The following is a 17,266-nucleotide window of genomic DNA, read 5'->3' as shown; positions in this document are numbered from 1 at the left end:
ACCTTAAGTCTAGCTTTAAGGTCATCAGGCGATGCGGGTCGAGGTTTTAGGCGGGTTGGAGCGGCGGCGGCGCTGGTCGCAAGATGACAAGGCGCGGATCGTCGAGGAAACCCTGGTACCGGGCGCCAAGGTGACAGATGTTGCGCGCCGCAACGGTGTCGCGGCCAGCGTCGTGTTCACCTGGCGCCGCCAGGCCCGTACGGTCGTGAATGACGGGCCATGTTTTGCGCCGGTGCAGATCGCCGCAGCGGTGGCACCGAGCGCGGAAGAAGCGAAGCCGCTATCCAAAGATGACCGACGGTTGCAGCCCATGCCGACCGCGCGGAGTGGCTTGATCGAGATCGATCTTGGCAACCGGCGACGCATCCGGGTGGATGCACAGGTTGATCCCGAGGCGCTGGCGCGGGTGCTCGACGTGCTTGAGCGCCGATGATTGCCATACCGGGTAATGTGCGGGTGTGGCTTGCGACCGGCCATACCGATATGCGGCGCGGATTCCCGAGCCTGGCACGTCTGGTTCAGGAGAGCTTGAAGCGGGATCCGCACGTTGGTGATCTCTATGTTTTTAGGGGCCGTCGGGGCGACCTGATCAAGATCATTTGGCATGACGGCCAGGGCGCGTGTCTCTTCACGAAGCGGTTGGAGCGCGGCCGCTTTCTGTGGCCATCGGTGGCGGACGGCGTTGTCACGATCAGCGTTGCGCAACTATCCTATCTCTTGTCCGGAATTGATTGGCGGATGCCGCAGGCAACCTGGCGGCCGCAGGCTTCCGGATAAGCTGTGGCTTTTTGACTCACGAAGGAAATCCGGCGGGATTTTTAGCGGCGAATATGATTGATTTGTCGGTGTGACGATGTCCTCCGATCCGCTTCCCGCCGATCTTGCCGCTGCGCATGCGATGATCCTTGCGCAGCGCGAGCAGCTGACGCTGGCCAAGAGCGAAGTGACCGTCGGCCGCCTGGAAATCGAGCGGCTGAAGCTGATGCTGGCCAAGGCACGGCGCGAGCAGTTCGGGCAATCTTCTGAACGCGGCAGGCTGCTGGTCGAGCAGCTTGAGCTGGCCATCGAGGATCTTGAAGAGACCCAGGCCGAGCAGGAAACCAGGGCCGAGATCGCGGCACCTGAAGCCGCCAAACAGAAGCGCGCACAAAATCCGCGGCCGCCGCGACGTCCCCTGCCAGATAATCTGCCGGTCGAACGTATCGTCGAACCCGCGCCTTGCGCCTGCGGTAAGTGCGGCAGCGAGCGGCTGCACAAGCTTGGCGAGGTTGTATCGAAGACCCTTGAATGCGAGCCGCGGCGCTGGAAGATCATCGAGCACGTCCGCGAAAAGTTCTCCTGCCGGGACTGCGAGGCGATTACCGAGGCGCCGGCACCGTCCCATCCGATCCCGCGTGGCTTCGCCGGGCCGAGCCTGCTGGCGATGGTGCTGGTCAACAAGTTCCTGCTGCATCAGCCGCTGAACCGGCAGAGCCAGACCTATGCCCGGGAAGGGATCGAGATCGATGTCTCGACCCTGGCGGATCGGATCGGGGCCTGCGTGGTGGCGCTCGCCCCAATTATTGAGGCTATCCGGACTCATGTCATGAGCGCGGAACGCATCCATGCCGATGACACGACGGTGCCCGTGCTGGCGAAACTGAAGACTGTCACCGGCCGGATCTGGACCTACGTTCGCGACGACCGGCCGTTTGGCGGTCGGGATCCACCGGCGGCGGTGTTCCATTACTCGCGCAGTCGTGCCGGGGAGCATCCGCAAGGCCATCTTGCCGGCTATGTGGGCCTCATGCAGGCCGATGCCTTTGATGGATACAACCAGCTCTACATGGCTCAAAGGAAGCCGGCTCCGATCGTTGAAGCGGCTTGCTGGAGCCACGGCCGGAGGAAGTTTGTCGACCTGGTAAAACAGGGAGAGGCGCCGGTCGCCAGCGAGGCGGTGCGTCGTATCGACATGCTGTTCGAGATCGAGCGCAGCATTAATGGCAAAACCCCGGAACAGCGGCTTCTCGTACGCCGTGAACGATCGCGGCCGCTCGTTGCCGAGCTTGAAATCTGGATGCGCCAGCAGCAAGCGTTACTCTCCACCAAGAACGACACCGCCAAAGCGATCAACTACCTCTTCAACGGCTGGGCAGCGTTCACCCGCTTCCTCGACGACGGTCGCGTCTGTCTTACGAACAACGCCGCCGAACGAGCGTTGCGGGGTGTGGCGGTCGGAAGAAGGAATTGGACCTTTGCCGGTTCAGACGTTGGCGGCCATCGGGCTGCCGCCGTCTATACCTTGATCGAAACTTGCAAGATGAACGACGTCGATCCGCAAGCCTGGCTCGCGGACGTGCTGGCCAGGCTTCCAGATCACCCCGCGAACAAAGTCAACGAATTGCTTCCCTGGAATTGGAAGGCGAACCAACGGTCAAAGGCCGCCGTTGCTGCCTGAGCGCTTCGCGGTAGTCATCGTGCCTGGGGTGCTGGCCGGATGCGTACGGTTCCGCGGACCCGCGATCGAACACTGCGACGACCGGGCACTCCGGGATGCCGGACCGCTACTCGACCGTGGAAAAAGAACGCAGCGCGGTCCTTGGTTTGGGTGATCGGGATCCCGTCTTGGTTTCCGATGGCGTTTGAGCCCGTCCGTCGGTTAGCCCCGTCGCGCAGGTGAGGATCGAAAGCGCCTGCGAGCACCAATTTTGGAGCTTGCCTCAATCGGCGCATCTTGCACCCGACCCATTCACAGCGCGGCAAGAAAATGCAACTGGTCTAAGCCAATCGCGTTCACCTTGAGCGGACTATCTCAGCCGACCATGGTTGCCGAACCCCTACGCGGACTCGGATACAGCCTCTCTCTCTCCTCCATACCAAGGAGCCAGCGCTTTGACGCAGATGTCGAACACCCTATTCACGATCAAGCTTCCCATGCCGAGAGCAATCAGGCCGACAAACATCAAGTCCACCCGGAACACTTGCTGGGAGATTTGCACGAGGTAACCAAGCCCATACACGGCACCCGCTAGTTCTGCCGCCACAAGCGTCGAAATTGCAGCCGACAAGCTCACCTTAAGACCCGTGATGATGTAAGGGAGTGCGGCCGGCAAGTGCACGAAGAAAAACATCTGCCATCGCTTTGCTCCAAGGCAAAATGCTGCCCGCACCAGAAGCGGACTAACCTCCCTCACGCCTGCTTCCGTGTTGACCCACACTGGAAAGAAGACGCTCCAGGCTACGAGAGCAATTTTGGAGGTTTCACCGATTCCAAACCAAAACACGCCGAAAGGTACGAGGGCAAGCGGCGGAATGGAGCGAAACATTTGCAGAAGTGGGTCTACATAGGCCGCCAAGCGGGGAAGCCGTGCCGTCAGAAGGCCGATAACGATTGCCGGCAGGGCGCCAACCACGAATCCGCCCGCCGCCCTTCTGGCACTTATGGCCGCATGTTTGGCGAGCTCACCACTTTGCAGAAGTTCAAGGCTGCTCTTGAATATGTCTGTCGGAGGCGGAAGCAGCACAGGGTCGACCATTTTGGTCACGCTTAGAAATTGCCATGCGGCCAGGAAAGTTGCGATGCCGATCAACCCCTTGGCCAGATTGACGCCGTTCATGCTTCCCCGGTGTTGCCTGGTCATTCGATCTGCCTCGCGCCCAACGCAGTTCCAAGCCTATTATACAATTCATTGAATTCCGGCCCTGTGCGCGATCGCGGATACTCGCTCGTCACCGGCAAATCTTCGATGATTTGGCCGCCCTGGCCGAGCACGATGATACGTGTCGCCAATGATATCGCCTCTGCAATGTTGTGCGTAACGAATACAATGGTCATTCGGGCTTGCCTATAGATCGCAAGCAATTGTTCCTGCAAATGGGCCCGCGTCATCGCATCCAATGCGGCAAACGGTTCATCCATTAACAGGGCGCGCGGATTTGCGGCCAGCGCTCGTGCAATGGCGGCGCGCTGCTTCATTCCTCCTGAAAGCTGGAACGGATAGTTGCCAGCAGCCTGACCCAGTCCAACCAACTCTAGGTACCGATCAGACGTGGCACGACGTTCTGACCTGCTTACCCCTCGCATGCGGAGCCCAAACTCGACATTCCCGCGTGTCGTTAGCCATGGAAACAGGGAGTACTCCTGAAACACCATCCCGCGCTGGGGATCTGGCCCTCGCACTCTCTGCCCTTCGACAACGATGTCGCCGGAGGTCGGCCGGAGAAAACCCGCGATGAGGCACAACAAGGTTGTCTTTCCGCATCCGCTCTGTCCGAGAACGCAGACGAATTCGCCGTTTTTGATTGTTAGACTGAGATTGAAAATGATCGATTTTGCGCCGACAGAAGCGGCGTACCCAAACGTCACCCCCCGACAATCGATCGCGGAGCGTCCGCCCGTTCGCTGTGAACTCCTTGCGTTCAGTTCAGCGAAGGGAATAGCCGGCGCCGCCGTTGCTATCATACTCGTTTCACGATGCTATCCGTCACGACCTGGTCGAATGACGGCATTTTTGCTCCAGGCTTCACGAGATTATTCGCGAATGCCCATTCAGCTTCCTTGACCAGATCAACGGTCATCGATGCGCGGTTTATGCCGACGCCGAAATGCAAGTCTTTCCAGAGCTCGGGAACAGACGAGCGCTCCAGCTTGAGCTTTGCTGATATGATGTCCATTGCCTGTTCGGGCGCGCTCTTCACGACCGCATGAGCGGCCACGAGTGTTCTCACGGCCCTAATCAGCATCTCCGGGTTACTGTCGATGGTCGATTGCATCGCGACGACGCATCCATAGGCACTGTACAGCCCCTCGCTTCGCAAACGCTTGAACGGCCCCTGCTTGAGCGCCGCGGTGATGAGTGGCTCGCTCCAAACGAAAGCGTCAATAGCGCCGCCGACGAGACTTGGGACGAAATTGGCAACCGGTAGATTCACCGCGGCAACGTCAGCTGCGGTCAAGCCTTTGCTCCTGAGCAAACTTGCAAGGTAGTAGTGAGCATTGGTTCCTTGGGAGTAGCCAATGCGCTTTGCCTTGAGTTCGTCCAGGCTCTGTATGTTTGGGCCGACGACCAGATCGAACGGCTCATACTTAATGACAGACGCGATTACCCTTACGGGAATCTCATTGATGGCAGCGAACATGACCGGTGTTTCCGCGCACGTTGCAATTTTGACTTGGCCGCTGACAAGTGCATCCAAAGCAATGCGCCCCGAGGGAAACATCGTCGAGGTCGCCTTTAGACCTTGCTTGCTCCACAGACCGAGGTCATCGGCGACATAAAAATGCGTGTAGTCGGGGACTGTGCCCTCGCCGATCTGTATCTCGATCGATTCCTGCGCGAGCGAGCGCGTGGCACCAATGGCGCCAAGTCCGCCCAGCGCGCTAATTCCCGTTAATAGCTGCCGACGGGTCGTGCCGAAAGAGAGAGGCGTCATGGAGTTCCCTTTTTTGCTCAAGACGGTGCTACGCGGGCATAAACTCGTGCTCTGACCGGATCATCATGAGCGCGGCGGTGGACGCTCCATACGAGGCGATCTCGCCCCTTACAAATTCGGCGAACGATGCCGGAGATTCGCCGTTTACAATCAGACCGAGACTGTGTGCGAATTCCAGAAAGTCAGGCTCGTGCAAACCCTCCAGCTGGTCTCCCCGGAGAGCTGGGCGGCGATCTCGGTGGCGATGTCGAACGGCCATATCGATCTCGGTTGGCTCGGTCCGTGGGGCTACGTGCTCGCCAATCATCACTCCGGCGTTGAGGTGATCGCCACCGCCAAGTACCGCGGCAAGCCGATCTACCATGCCATCATTGAAGGCCGCCCCGACCTCCCGATCAAGAACTTCCCGCAAGACGCCAAGGGGCTGAAGCTGTCTCTGAGCGATCAGGGCAACACGTCAGGCTGGCTCATTCCCTACGCGTTTTTGCTCAAGGAAGGCGTCGACCCGTCCAGCTACTTCCAATTGCGTGAGGGAGCGACCTTCGGCAACAACGTGATGATGATACAACAGGGCCTGATCGATCTCGGCTCCGACATGGATCGCGGCCGCTACGGCATGATCGAAGCCGGCGAGATGGATCCGAAGAAGGTGCAGGTCTATTGGACCTCGGACCCGCTACCGAACGACGCAATCTGTGTGCCGAAGGGCTTTGATCCGGACCTCAAGGCCCGCATTCGCGACATCATGGTTGGGTTAAGCGAGGAAAAGGCGCAGTCGATGATGGGCAGCGGGTATAACGGCTTCGTCCCCGCCGTTCACGCCGACTACAAGATCATCGAGGACGCCGGCCGGATCACCGGCAAGCTCAAGGTCTGACTCATGCGCGGGGCCCGCCCTGGGCGGGCTCCGCATCCATCCTATCGAACTGGAGCAGAGCCGTGAGGATGACCTCTTACGCGGCGGGGCGGCGCTATCTTGAGCCACATCCGCCGGTGTTCAGCCTCTCTAACCTGGCGCAAGCCGCGGTCTTCGTGCTGGTCATTGCCTTCTTGGCGGCGACCTTCATGGCGGTCGACGTCGACCTGAACAAGTTGATCGTCGGCTTGCCCAAGGTTGCCGGTTGGTTCGGCCAGATGTTTCCGCCCGATCTCAGCGACATCAAACGGATCCTGCGCGACGCCTTCCAGACGTTGGCGATGGCGACGGTCGGAACGATCTTCGCGCTACTGGCCGCCTGCGTGCTCGCGCCACTCGCAGCCACCAACACCACACCATATCCAGTCATTTACCGCCTCGTCCGTGGCCTGCTGTCGACGTTGCGCGGCACCGAAATCCTGGTGTTCGCGCTGATCTTCGTCGCCGCCGTCGGCTTCGGTCCGTTCACTGGTGTCCTTGCGATCGCATTCAACATGACCGGTGCGCTCGGCAAGCTGCTGACGGAAGTCATCGAACCGGCCGATCCGGGGCCGATCGAAGCCGTCAAGCTGACAGGCGCCGGCCCGGTCAAGACGTTCCGCTACGCGCTGCTTCCCGACGTGTTTCCGAATATCGTCGCCGTCATTCTCTACATCTGGGAATTCAACGTTCGCGCCTCGACTGTCCTCGGTATCGTCGGTGCTGGTGGGATCGGCCAAACCCTGAAGGACTCCATCGACCTTCTCGACTTCCCGAAGATGCTCACCGTGTTGGGGGTGATCCTGATCATGGTCATCGCCATCGACACGCTGAGCGGCTGGTTGCGCCGTCGCGTGTTGAACCCGGGCAGTGGTCGGTCTCGGCCGCTTCCCGTCGCTCGCCGCATCGAACAGGTCTGCGCTGAGGAGACACTGTCATGAACAGGCTGGTGAAGATCGATGTCTCGGCCGATGTGATCCCGGTGGAGCGGCTGCGGCCGGCGATCCGCGTCGACGACATCTGCAAGAGTTTCGGCGAAAAATTGATCCTCGATCGCATCACATTTGAAGTCGCGAAAGGCGAGTTCGTCGTGCTGCTTGGCCCCAGTGGCTGCGGCAAGTCGACCCTGTTCCGCTGTCTGACGCGGCTGATCGAGCCCGATTCCGGCCGCATCGTTATCGACGATACCGACGTCACCACGCTAAGGCCCAGAGAGCTCGTCCGGTTTCGCCGGCAGATCGGTTTCGTTTTCCAGCAGTTCAACTTGGTCAAGCGGCTGACGGCTATCGACAATGTGCTGGCCGCGCGCCTCGCAACCGCGTCGCTGTGGCGCGTGCTGCTCCGCCGCTTCAATTTCGAGGACCGCCAGCTCGCGCTGGCGTGCCTCGACAATGTCGGGCTGCTCGAGCAAGCCTATCAGCGCGCAGAGCGTCTGTCGGGTGGCCAGCAGCAGCGCGTCGCGTTCGCCCGCGCGCTCGCTCAGCAGGGCGATGTTGTTTTGGCGGACGAGCCAATCTCCAGCCTGGATCCGGAATCCGCCGAGAACCTCCTTCAGATCATGCAGCATAGTGCCAAGGAGCACGGCATCACGGTGCTGTGCAGCCTGCACCAGGTTGACCTCGCGGTTCGCTACGCCGACCGGATTGTCGCGCTCAAGGCCGGGCGGGTGTTCTTCAATGGCCGGCCGTCGGAATTCAGCCGCGACGTGCGCGATCGGCTCTATGTGTCCTGACCATAAATTCCGCGATTCGCGATGACCGAGACTTCATTTGCGCTTCGCATTGACGACCAGGTCGTCGATGTTCCGGCCGGGACGACCCTGCTCGAGGCGGCACGCCAGTGCGGCATCGCTATTCCGAATGTCTGCGCCTGCGACCGCACGGGCTACGCCGCCGAAGCGTCCTGCCGGTTTTGCCTGGTCGAGATTAAAGGTGAGCGCACGCTTGCGCCTTCCTGCCGCCGCGAGGCGGAGGAGGGACAGGTCGTGCGGACGTCGAGCGAGCGGGTCCTGCAGACCCGCCGGTTGGTTGCTGAGCTGACTCTCTCGGAACAGGGCCCCGAGGCCTTGCGTCCCGGCTCGCGTCTGGCTGAGGCGCTTGCCCAGGTTGGTGTTGGCGCGACGCGGTTTGGCCATCGGCCGACGATCGAGCGGGTCACGCAGCAGCATCCCGCGATCACCGTCGACCTCGACGCCTGCATCCGCTGCGGGCTGTGCCGCACGGCCTGCCAGGACGTTCAAGTCAACGGCGTGATCGGTGTGGCCGGTCGCGGTGCCGAGGCGTGCATCGTCTTCGACGCCAACGTGCCCCTGACCGACAGTTCCTGTGTGGCTTGCGGCGAATGCGTCCAGGTTTGCCCGACCGGCGCTTTGGCTCCGGTCGCGGCGCCCATCGCGGAAACTGAGCCGACGACAACGGCGGAAACGATCTGCCCGTTTTGCAGCGTCGGCTGCCGGATCGAGTTGACGGTGGCTGACGGGCGGGTGGTGCGGGCGGACGGCGCCGACGGGCCGGCCAATCGCAGCCGGCTGTGCGTCAAGGGCAGGTTCGGCTTCGACTTCCTGCACCATCCTGATCGCCTCACGGTGCCGCTGATCCGTCGCCAGGACGCGCCCAAGCATGCCGTTGCGGTAGCCGGGCCCGATGCAGTGCGCGACTTCTTCCGCCCGGCCTCCTGGGACGAAGCTTTGGACCGTGCTGCGGCCGGGCTCAGAGCTGTCGCCGACCGGCACGGCGCCGACGCGCTTGCGGTACTCGGTTCGGCCAAGGCTTCCAACGAAGACGCGTATATCTTGCAGAAACTGGCGCGCACTGTGCTCGGAACGCCGCATGTCGATCATTGCACGCGTTTGTGCGCTTCCGTGCCGCCGCTCGGCGAGGCGATCGGCTATTCGGCGGTCACGGCGCCGATCGACGAAATCGACCGCGCCGACGTGGTGCTGATGGTTGGCTCGAACCCCGAGGTGAACCATCCGGTTGGCGCGACCTTCATGAAGAACGCGGTGCGCCGTGGAACCAAGCTGATCCTGGTCGATCCCTATCGCCAATCGTTCGCGCGTCACGCCACTTATCATCTCGCCCTGAGGCCAGGGACCGACGTCACCCTTATCTCGGCCATGTTGAACGTGGTGATCTGCGAAGGGCTGTACGACCGTACGTTCGTGCGCGAGCGGATCGACGGCTTCGACGAACTCGCCGCGCGTGTGCGCGGAGTGACGCCGCAACTCGCGCAGCGACTCACCGGTGTTGACGCCGACTTGCTCGTCTCGGCGGCGCGGATGTTTGCGACCGCTGAACGAGCGATGTCCTTTTGGGGCATGGGCGCATCGCAGCACGTGCATGGCGCGGACAACATTCGCTGCGTCATCGCGCTGGCGCTGATCTGCGGCCATGTCGGCAAGCCAGGATCCGGCCTTCACCCGCTGCGCGGGCAGAATAACGTCCAAGGTTCTTGCGACGCCGGCCTGATACCGTCGTCATTTCCCGGCTACGCGCCGGTGAGCGATCCCCAGGCGCGGGCAAGGTTCACCGCGCTGTGGGGCACCGAGCTGCCAGCGAAGGCAGGGCTCACACAGGTCGAGATCCTGAATGCCGCGCATGAGGGGCGGATCCGCGGGCTCTATGTCGCCGGCGGCAACCCCGCCATGGCCAATCCCGATCTGGCGCGAACCCGCGAGGCGCTGGCGCGGCTTGATCATCTCGTCGTGCAGGACATCTTCCCGACCGAGACGGCGGCTTTCGCCGACGTCATCCTGCCAGCCGCGGCGCTTGCGGAACGCAGTGGATCGGTGACCAACACCGATCGGGTCGTGCAACTGCTCACGCCCGCCGTGCCGGCGCCCGGCGCCGCGCGCCCGGATTGGTGGATCACGGCGGAGTTGGCGCGGCGCCTCGATGCGCCGTGGCGACACGACGCGCTTGCCGGACTGTTCGACGAAATGGCGGCGGCCGTCCCGATGCTGGCCGGTACAAGCTGGTCGATGTTGGAGGGCCGTGGGGCACTCGCTCTGCCGCTTGCGTCGGCCAACGGGTCGGCCCGAAGCCTGTTTGCCGAGCGATTTCCGACGCCGGCCGGCCGCGCACGCATCGCCGCGCTTGATGGGCGTGGACCGGCGGAGGAGCCGGATGCGGACTATCCGCTGATCCTGGTCACCGGCAGGCTGCTGGAGCATTGGCACACCGGTTCGATGACGCGGCGGGCGCCGGTTCTCCACGCGCTCGCGCCGGAGCCAATGGTTCGTATCGCCGCCGACGTATTCGACGCGCTCGGGCTCGAATGCGCCGCGCGCGTCCGCGTTGCGACTCGGCGCGGCGGTGTGACCGTCGCCCCATGTCGCGACGTCGGTCTTCAGGCGGGCGTGATCTGGATGCCGTTCGCTTATTTCGAAGCGGCGGCCAACGATCTCACGAATTCGGCGCTCGACCCGACGACGCGGGTTCCAGAGTACAAATATTGCGCGGCGCGGATCACGAGCGAAACGTAATCTTGATGTGAGGCCCTCAGCTCCCGCACAATCCGGCGAGTGTATTGCCCGGTCTTCGTTGGAATGAGTTCGCGTGATCGGGCTGAAGCACCATGAAGATCAATGAGGCACGCTTCGTCCAAACTTATCGGTAACACGTTGAAATTATTTGATTCACACACTTCCGTAAAGATCGCGATACCAGCACTCTCACGATCTACCAACAACGATACCAACAAATCTGCCGGATACCGGCAAAACCGCGTGAACAGCGGCGAAGGCCAAGATGCGACCTAGGCCGGTGATTATAGGGGAAAGCGAACGCTGGCGGATGAGGGCGGATTAACCCGCGCGCGACAACGGAATAATTTTATCGCCTTCGAGAGCCAACGCAGTAATATGGTCTGCCCACCACTGCATCATTCTTCGACGATCAGGCATCCACTCCGCAGCGTTGTAGGCACGCCGCACTTCGTTTCGTTCCACGTGTGAAAGCTGGCGTTCGATCCAGTCTCGGTTGAACAAGTTGGTTTCGTTCAGGATCGTGGAAGCGACGGCGCGGAAACCGTGCGTCGTGGCGCGGCCGTGATATCCCATCCGGTAGAGGGCGTAGAGCATGGTGTTGCTGGACATGCAGTCGCCTTTTCCCGGCGAAGGGAAGATATTGGGACTGCCGCCGGAAAGCGTGCGCAGCTCGCGCAATGCTGCGACGGCTTGCCGTGACAGAGGCACCAGGTGCTCCAGGCGCATTTTCATGCGTTCGGCCGGAATGCGCCACAAAGCGGAATTTTCATCAAGGTTCTCCAGTTCGTTCCACTTGCCGGCGCGCAATTCAGTCGTTCGAAGAAACGTCAGGGTTACCAGCTTCAATGCAAGTTTGGTCTGCTGCTCGCCACTGTAACTCTCCAACTTCTGCAAGAACGTTGGCAGCTCTGAAAGCGGCATCGCTCTGTGACGCTGCGGTTCTCCGGTGGCTCGTAAAGCGTCCTTGAGATCAACGGAGGGGTCCCGCTTCGCTCGGCCGGTCACGATAGCAAAGCGAAATATCTGACCGACGAGTTGCTTCAGCCGTCGTGCTGTTTCGTTTACCCCGCGCTTCTCGACCTTGCGCAGCATGTCCAGTAGTTCCGGCGGTTCGAGTGCGGCGATCGAACGCCGACCGATCGCTGGGAAGGCATCCGCCTCCAGACGCCGGAGGATCTGCGCGGCGTAATAGGGGCTACGGGCATCCTTCCAGTTTTCGTGCCATTCGCGCGCGACCGCTTCGAAGGTGTTGCCAGTTGCAATCTTCGCGGCCCGTTTACGCTCACGTTTCACGATGGAGGGATCGATGTCGGCGGCAATGCTGCGCTTGGCATCGTCGCGCGACGCGCGCGCCTCGATAAGCCCGACAGCCGGATAGACGCCGAGCGCAAGCGTGCGTTGCTTGCCGTGCCACCGATAGGCCAAGCGCCAGTACTTGGCTCCGTCCGGAGTGATCAACAGATGCAAGCCGCCGCCATCGGAGAGCTTGCGCGACTTGATCTGCCCCTTCGCATTCCGGCACTTCGTATCCGTGAGCGGCATGTTGGTATCTCGATTCTGGCTTCGATGACCTACCAACAAATATACCAACAAAATCCCGGGATGTCAGCAACCGGTGGACGAACGGCGGCGAACGCCACAACAGCAAGATATCGTTGCAAAATAAGGAGTTTTGTAGCCTTCGGTGAACGATGGCGGATGAGCACGAACGCCGGCGGATCATCAATGTGGTGGGCCCGGCAGGACTCGAACCTGCAACCAGACCGTTATGAGCGGCCGGCTCTAACCATTGAGCTACAGGCCCCGCGGCGCGGAGGTGTTTGCGGCTGTGGGGAGGCTGGGGGCCTGCCCGGTGCGGCGGAAACGACCCGGCGACGGTGCGGGCTCCGTTTACAGCGCCGGTGACGATCGGGCAATGCCACAGCCGGATGGTTTTGTGGGCGGCAGCGCGCCGGTCGGAGCCGCCCGGTGGTCGGGGCCGGGCGTCGCCTCAATCGACCGACACGCCGGCGAATTCCACCACCTTGCGCCATTTCTCGGTCTCTTCGGCGACCAGCTTGCCGAACTCCGCTGGCGTCATGGCGCGCGGAATGCCGCCGGTCTCGGTCAGGCGGGCCACCAGCTTGGGGTCCTTGAGGGCCTCGCCGACGGCCTTGTTGAGGATCTCGACGATCTCTGGCGGTGTGCCCTTGGGCGCGGAGATGCCGTAGAAGCCGACCGATTCGTAACCCGGCACGGTCTCGGCGATCGCCGGGACGTCCGGCACCGTGGGCCAGCGCTGCGGCGAGGTGACGCCGAGCGCGCGCACGCTGCCGCCGCGCGCCTGCTCCAGCGCGGTCGGCAGATTGTCGAAGATCAACTGCACCTTGTTCGAAATGATGTCGGGGAAGGCCAGCGCCGAGCCGCGATAGGGCACGTGCAGCATGTCGCATTTGGTCATCGCCTTGAACAACTCGGCCGCCATGTGCACGGAGGTGCCGTTGCCCGAGGAGGCAAACGCGATCTTGCCGGGATTGGCCCGGCAATAGTCGATGAAATCCTTGACCGTCCTGGCCGGCACATCGTTGCTGACCACCAGCATGTTGGTGAGCTGCATGATGCTCGCGACCGGCACCGTGTCGCGGATGAAGTCGTAGGGCAGCTTCTTGTAGAGCGAGGTGCTGATCGCATTGTTCGGCGCCACGAACAGCAGCGTATAGCCGTCCGGTGGCGCATTGATCATCGCGGCGGCGGCGATGTTGCCCCCGGAGCCGGTGCGGTTCTCGACCACGAATTGCTGGCCGAAGCGCTCCGACAGCCATTGCGCCATGATGCGCGCGACGATGTCGACCGGACCGCCCGGGGCGAAGCCGATCAGCCAGCGTACCTGACGATCGGGGTAGGCGGCCAAAGCGGGCTTGGCGGCCAGTCCCAGCGCAACGATCACACCGAATAATATCGCGCGTGCCAGTTTCATCGTTGCCTCCCGATCTTGCCGTTTGCGGGTCATGTGGGCCGGCCCGACGGCACCGGCCGCCGGGACGTCAGTGCGCCGTCATCTCTTGATCAGCGGGCAGGCCGGATCGGGCGGGCCGAACGCCTCCTCGCCTTTGATGGTCGCAAGGATCTTGTAGTAGTCCCACGGATATTTGCTCTCGTCCGGCGACTTGACCTGCGCCAGCACGAGATCGTGCACCATCAGATTGTCAGCGCGCAGCCGGCCGTTGCGGGCGAAGAAGTCCTCGACCGGGGTCTCGCGCATCTTCGCGGCCACGGCCAGCGGATCGTCGCTGCCGGCAGCTCTGACCGCGTTGAGATAATGCGTGACCGCGGAGTAGACGCCCGCCTGCCACATCGTCGGCATCCGGTTCATCTTGGCGAAATAGCGCTTCGACCATTCGCGCGTCTTGTCGTCCATGTCCCAATAGAACGAGGTGGTGAGCAGGAGGCCCTGCGCCGCCGGCAGTCCCAGCGAATGAATGTCGGTGATCAGCGCCAGCAGCGCCGCCATCTGCTGGCCGCCCTTGAGCAGGCCGAATTCCGCCGCCGTCTTGATCTCGTTCATGTTGTTCGGGGGACCTGCGGCGATGCCGATGATCTTGGCCTTGGAGGCCTGCGCCTGCAGGATGAAGGAGGACAAATCGGGCGTCGCGAAGGGCGGGCGCACCGCGCCCACGACCTTGCCGCCATTAGCGGTGACGACGCCAGCCGCATCGCGCTCCAGCGAATGGCCGAAGGCATAGTCGTCGGTGATGAAGAACCAGCTGTCGCCGCCGCGCTTGACGACCTCCTTCGCGGTGCCGGTGGCCAGTGCCCTGGTGTCGAACACCCATTGCATGGCGTAAGGCGAGCAGAACTTGCCGTGGAAATCGGCCGCACCGGTCGATTGGGTGATGAACAGCCGCTTCTTCTCGGTGGCGATGGTCTGCACCGCCAGGCCGACCGCCGAGACCGGTACGTCGACGATGAGATCGACCTGCTCGGTGTCATACCAGCGGCGCGCGATCGCGGCGCCGATGTCGGGCTTGAGCTGATGGTCGCCAACGATGACGCTGATCGGCTTGTCCAGCACCTTGCCGCCGAAATCGTCGACGGCCATCTGCGCCGCGGTGACCGAGCCCTGGCCGGTCGGCGTCGAGGCGGGGCCGTTCATGTCGCTGAGCACGCCGATCTTGACAACGTTGTCGGAGATCTCGGCCTGCGCTGCCGTCGTGACCAGCAGCGCCGCGGCCGCCCACGCCGCGCGCTTCAAAGCAGTGAGCTGCATTCGTCCTCCACTGACCGCGTTTCTGACCGCGGCATGGCGCGGTTGTTGGTCGCGGCTCTGCCGGCCGCTCCACCTATCTCAAAGCAAACCGAAGCGGCCGTCAATCATCCCGGGACACCAGCCGGTGGAGGGATCCTGTGCGCTGCAGCGCGGCGCAATCGGCTCGCTCGCTCAGCACGGGCGCAAGCCATGCGCGCGATCAGGCCTTGGCGGCCTTATGCTCCTCATGCGCGGCCTCCCAGACCTCGCGCGCGGCGTCGGCGTTCATCAGCGCGATGCCGACGCCGACGATGAGATCGGGCCAGACCGAGCGCCACAGAAATGCGGTGACGAGTCCGGCGGCGATAATGGCGATATTGGCGAAGGCGTCGTTGCGCGCCGACAGAAAAGCCGCCCGTGTGAGGCTGCCTTGATGATCGCGAACGCGCGCCAGGATCAGCGCGCAACCGAGATTGACGATGAGTGCGCCGAGGCCCGTGATGGTGAGCGGCAGCGGCGCCGGCACCTCCGGCGCAAACAGCTTCTCGCCCGCGGTCCACAATCCGGCGAGCGCCGGCGCGAGCAGGATCAGCGCCAGCACTTTGCCGAGCTGCGCGCGTCGCGTGGGACTCCAGCGCAGCGCCAGCGCGATCAGGAGATTGACGGAGGCGTCTTCGAGGAAGTCGACGCTGTCGGCAAACAGCGAGACCGAGCCGATCGACAGCGCAACGGCGAACTCGATCCCGAAATAACCGAGATTGAGCGCGGCGACCGCAAGCACTGCGCGGCGGACGGGGGTCGTCGTATCCATCACGCGCCCTCAATCATCCTGTGCGGCCAGCCGCTCCGCTTCGGCGAGATCCGCGGCGGTGTTGGCGTTGAAGAAGGGATCGAAGGGAAGCACCGGCCAGGACACGCGCGCAACCTGATAGCGCGCCGTGAAGCGGGTGACCTTCCGGATGTCCTCCGCCACCAAAGCGTGGCGGAGGTCCTCGCGCAGGCTGACCGGCCACAGCCCGATCACCGGGTGTGTCTGGCCGCCGGATTCGGCCAGCGCCAGCGCGGCACCCTCTGTTGCACGCGCGCCGGCAAGCCGAGCCACCAGATCACGCGGCAAAAACGGGCAGTCGGCGGCCGCGCTCAGCATCCACGGCGATTCGGGCATCTGCGCCGCGACCCAGTCGAGGCCGGCCAGGATGCCGGCGAGCGGTCCGGGAAAGCCGGCAACGCCGTCGCGCACGACCGTGAGGCCGTAAGCGGCGAATCGCGCGGGATCGCCATTGGCGTTGAGGATGAGGCAGCTGCATTGCGGTGCCAGCCGCGAGATCACGCGCTGCAGGAGGGTCCGGCCGCCGATCATGCGTATCGGCTTGTCGCCGCCGCCCATGCGGCGCGCCAGGCCGCCGGCGAGCAGCACGCCGGGAATCGATGTCGGTGGGACGGGCTCGGTCATGGCGATCTCGACTATCACGCCTGCGCCGCGAGGTCAGCGTCCGACCTGTCGGCCGGAGCGCGGCCGCCATGCAGGGGACGAAGCACGGTCCCGCAGCCGAGCGGCATGACATTGCGCTGTCGGCATTATAGAGCTTCGGTCGGTTGGCTCGGCGGCGATCTCGGTATGCGAGCGAAGCGACGGGGATGTGAGGGGTGTGGCGGTGCCGCTGGAATTCTGGAGCGGGCGATGAAGGTGATCGGCCTCGCCGGCTGGAGCGGCGCCGGCAAGACCACGCTGCTGACGCGGACCATTCCGCTGCTGAACGCGCAGGGTGTGCGGGTTTCGGTGGTCAAGCACGCGCATCACAAGTTCGATGTCGACGTGCCCGGCAAGGATTCCTGGCGCCATCGCGAGGCGGGCGCCCAGGAGGTCCTGGTGTCCTCGGGCACGCGGTGGGCCCTGATGCACGAGCTGCGCGGCGCCCCCGAGCCGGGGCTCGACGATCTGCTCGCGAAAATGTCGCCGGTCGACCTGGTGGTCGTGGAAGGCTACAAAGCGGGGCCGCATCGCAGGATCGAGGTGCATCGGGCGGCCAACGGCAAGCCGCTGCTGTTCCCGGAGGATGCGGGCATCGTGGGAATCGCCGCCGATGTAGCGGTCGAGACCGCTTTGCCATGGGTCCATCTCGACGACATCGCGGCGATCGCGACGCTGCTCCTGCAGTCAGCGCGGCCGCCCGCGGCTTCATCGCATGCGGGGCGATGATGGCCATGAGTCCCGTGCGGTTCCCGATTGCCCGGGAACTTCATCCGA

Annotated in this window: 16 protein-coding genes and 1 tRNA gene; 8 read left to right on the top strand and 9 right to left on the bottom strand. The window is 63.1% G+C overall.

Features of this window, described 5'->3' with window-relative positions; all coding sequences use genetic code 11:
* Positions 1-31: 31 nt before the first annotated feature.
* From BBTA_RS29810 to BBTA_RS29800, 3 genes are all read left to right on the top strand, one after another.
* Positions 32-433 carry a transposase gene (locus BBTA_RS29810; protein ID WP_012040935.1) on the top strand — a complete coding sequence of 134 codons (402 nt, stop codon included), beginning with the start codon at positions 32-34 and terminating at the stop codon, positions 431-433.
* The gene (gene tnpB, locus BBTA_RS29805) at positions 430-777 is read left to right on the top strand and encodes an IS66 family insertion sequence element accessory protein TnpB (RefSeq protein ID WP_012040934.1); all 348 of its coding nucleotides are present in this window, start codon (positions 430-432) and stop codon (positions 775-777) included. Before BBTA_RS29810 ends, tnpB begins: the two co-directional genes overlap by 4 nt.
* A 76-nt stretch (positions 778-853) precedes the next feature.
* A complete protein-coding gene (locus tag BBTA_RS29800) occupies positions 854-2,437 on the top strand; it encodes an IS66 family transposase (protein ID WP_012040933.1) in 1,584 nt (527 codons plus the stop codon).
* Between the two features lie 379 nt (positions 2,438-2,816).
* Here the strand turns inward: BBTA_RS29800 and BBTA_RS29795 are convergent, their stop codons facing one another.
* From BBTA_RS29795 to BBTA_RS29785, 3 genes are read right to left on the bottom strand one after another with little or no spacing between them, the layout of a single operon-like run.
* On the bottom strand, positions 2,817-3,596 hold the full coding sequence (locus BBTA_RS29795; RefSeq protein ID WP_041751665.1) for an ABC transporter permease: 780 nt from the start codon (positions 3,594-3,596) through the stop codon (positions 2,817-2,819).
* 20 nt (positions 3,597-3,616) lie between these two features.
* Positions 3,617-4,441 carry an ABC transporter ATP-binding protein gene (locus BBTA_RS29790; RefSeq protein ID WP_012046219.1) on the bottom strand — a complete coding sequence of 275 codons (825 nt, stop codon included), beginning with the start codon at positions 4,439-4,441 and terminating at the stop codon, positions 3,617-3,619.
* Positions 4,438-5,412, bottom strand: a complete 975-nt coding sequence (locus tag BBTA_RS29785; RefSeq protein WP_012046218.1) for an NrtA/SsuA/CpmA family ABC transporter substrate-binding protein — start codon at positions 5,410-5,412, stop codon at positions 4,438-4,440. Before BBTA_RS29785 ends, BBTA_RS29790 begins: the two co-directional genes overlap by 4 nt.
* Before the next feature lie 190 nt (positions 5,413-5,602).
* Between BBTA_RS29785 and BBTA_RS29780 the strand changes: the two genes are divergently transcribed.
* The 4 genes from BBTA_RS29780 (at position 5,603) to fdhF (ending at position 10,790) form a co-directional block, all read left to right on the top strand.
* Positions 5,603-6,289: a phosphate/phosphite/phosphonate ABC transporter substrate-binding protein gene (locus BBTA_RS29780; RefSeq protein WP_200948543.1), complete on the top strand. Its 687-nt coding sequence runs from the start codon at positions 5,603-5,605 to the stop codon at positions 6,287-6,289.
* A 68-nt stretch (positions 6,290-6,357) separates the two neighbouring features.
* Positions 6,358-7,248 carry a phosphonate ABC transporter, permease protein PhnE gene (phnE, locus tag BBTA_RS29775; RefSeq protein WP_041750969.1) on the top strand — a complete coding sequence of 297 codons (891 nt, stop codon included), beginning with the start codon at positions 6,358-6,360 and terminating at the stop codon, positions 7,246-7,248.
* Complete coding sequence (phnC, locus tag BBTA_RS29770) at positions 7,245-8,039, top strand: phosphonate ABC transporter ATP-binding protein (RefSeq protein ID WP_012046215.1); 795 nt, start codon at positions 7,245-7,247, stop codon at positions 8,037-8,039. Before phnE ends, phnC begins: the two co-directional genes overlap by 4 nt.
* 21 nt (positions 8,040-8,060) lie before the next feature.
* Entirely contained in the window at positions 8,061-10,790 is a 2,730-nt protein-coding gene (gene fdhF, locus BBTA_RS29765) for a formate dehydrogenase subunit alpha (RefSeq protein ID WP_012046214.1), read from the top strand.
* Between the two features lie 321 nt (positions 10,791-11,111).
* Here the strand turns inward: fdhF and BBTA_RS29760 are convergent, their stop codons facing one another.
* From BBTA_RS29760 to mobA, 6 genes are all read right to left on the bottom strand, one after another.
* Positions 11,112-12,335: an integrase arm-type DNA-binding domain-containing protein gene (locus BBTA_RS29760; protein ID WP_012046213.1), complete on the bottom strand. Its 1,224-nt coding sequence runs from the start codon at positions 12,333-12,335 to the stop codon at positions 11,112-11,114.
* A 186-nt stretch (positions 12,336-12,521) separates the two neighbouring features.
* Positions 12,522-12,597 (bottom strand) — tRNA-Ile (locus tag BBTA_RS29755).
* Positions 12,598-12,783: 186 nt separating this feature from the next.
* Positions 12,784-13,749 (bottom strand): tripartite tricarboxylate transporter substrate binding protein, encoded by a 966-nt coding sequence (locus BBTA_RS29750; protein ID WP_012046212.1) that lies wholly within the window; start codon positions 13,747-13,749, stop codon positions 12,784-12,786.
* A 78-nt stretch (positions 13,750-13,827) separates the two neighbouring features.
* Positions 13,828-15,039: an ABC transporter substrate-binding protein gene (locus BBTA_RS29745; RefSeq protein WP_012046211.1), complete on the bottom strand. Its 1,212-nt coding sequence runs from the start codon at positions 15,037-15,039 to the stop codon at positions 13,828-13,830.
* Positions 15,040-15,238: 199 nt separating this feature from the next.
* Positions 15,239-15,829 carry a cation transporter gene (locus BBTA_RS29740; RefSeq protein ID WP_012046210.1) on the bottom strand — a complete coding sequence of 197 codons (591 nt, stop codon included), beginning with the start codon at positions 15,827-15,829 and terminating at the stop codon, positions 15,239-15,241.
* Between the two features lie 9 nt (positions 15,830-15,838).
* The gene (gene mobA, locus BBTA_RS29735) at positions 15,839-16,471 is read right to left on the bottom strand and encodes a molybdenum cofactor guanylyltransferase MobA (protein ID WP_012046209.1); all 633 of its coding nucleotides are present in this window, start codon (positions 16,469-16,471) and stop codon (positions 15,839-15,841) included.
* Between the two features lie 228 nt (positions 16,472-16,699).
* Here mobA and mobB point away from each other — a divergent pair, with 228 nt between their 5' ends.
* A complete protein-coding gene (gene mobB / locus BBTA_RS29730) occupies positions 16,700-17,218 on the top strand; it encodes a molybdopterin-guanine dinucleotide biosynthesis protein B (RefSeq protein ID WP_012046208.1) in 519 nt (172 codons plus the stop codon).
* Positions 17,219-17,266: the final 48 nt, after the last annotated feature.

The organism is Bradyrhizobium sp. BTAi1, assembly GCF_000015165.1.
Taxonomy (GTDB): Bacteria; Pseudomonadota; Alphaproteobacteria; order Rhizobiales; family Xanthobacteraceae; genus Bradyrhizobium; species Bradyrhizobium denitrificans.
The sequence above is the reverse complement of the archived record's forward strand: the minus strand, read 5'-3'. Positions and strand labels throughout refer to the sequence as shown.

Coding starts and splice junctions, on each gene's coding strand:
- BBTA_RS29810 (WP_012040935.1), top strand. CDS start 32: ATGCGGGTCGAGGTTTTAGGCGGGTTGGAGCGGCGGCGGCGCTGGTCG.
- tnpB (WP_012040934.1), top strand. CDS start 430: ATGATTGCCATACCGGGTAATGTGCGGGTGTGGCTTGCGACCGGCCAT.
- BBTA_RS29800 (WP_012040933.1), top strand. CDS start 854: ATGTCCTCCGATCCGCTTCCCGCCGATCTTGCCGCTGCGCATGCGATG.
- BBTA_RS29795 (WP_041751665.1), bottom strand. CDS start 3,596: ATGAACGGCGTCAATCTGGCCAAGGGGTTGATCGGCATCGCAACTTTC.
- BBTA_RS29790 (WP_012046219.1), bottom strand. CDS start 4,441: ATGATAGCAACGGCGGCGCCGGCTATTCCCTTCGCTGAACTGAACGCA.
- BBTA_RS29785 (WP_012046218.1), bottom strand. CDS start 5,412: ATGACGCCTCTCTCTTTCGGCACGACCCGTCGGCAGCTATTAACGGGA.
- phnE (WP_041750969.1), top strand. CDS start 6,358: ATGACCTCTTACGCGGCGGGGCGGCGCTATCTTGAGCCACATCCGCCG.
- phnC (WP_012046215.1), top strand. CDS start 7,245: ATGAACAGGCTGGTGAAGATCGATGTCTCGGCCGATGTGATCCCGGTG.
- fdhF (WP_012046214.1), top strand. CDS start 8,061: ATGACCGAGACTTCATTTGCGCTTCGCATTGACGACCAGGTCGTCGAT.
- BBTA_RS29760 (WP_012046213.1), bottom strand. CDS start 12,335: ATGCCGCTCACGGATACGAAGTGCCGGAATGCGAAGGGGCAGATCAAG.
- BBTA_RS29750 (WP_012046212.1), bottom strand. CDS start 13,749: ATGAAACTGGCACGCGCGATATTATTCGGTGTGATCGTTGCGCTGGGA.
- BBTA_RS29745 (WP_012046211.1), bottom strand. CDS start 15,039: ATGCAGCTCACTGCTTTGAAGCGCGCGGCGTGGGCGGCCGCGGCGCTG.
- BBTA_RS29740 (WP_012046210.1), bottom strand. CDS start 15,829: ATGGATACGACGACCCCCGTCCGCCGCGCAGTGCTTGCGGTCGCCGCG.
- mobA (WP_012046209.1), bottom strand. CDS start 16,471: ATGACCGAGCCCGTCCCACCGACATCGATTCCCGGCGTGCTGCTCGCC.
- mobB (WP_012046208.1), top strand. CDS start 16,700: ATGAAGGTGATCGGCCTCGCCGGCTGGAGCGGCGCCGGCAAGACCACG.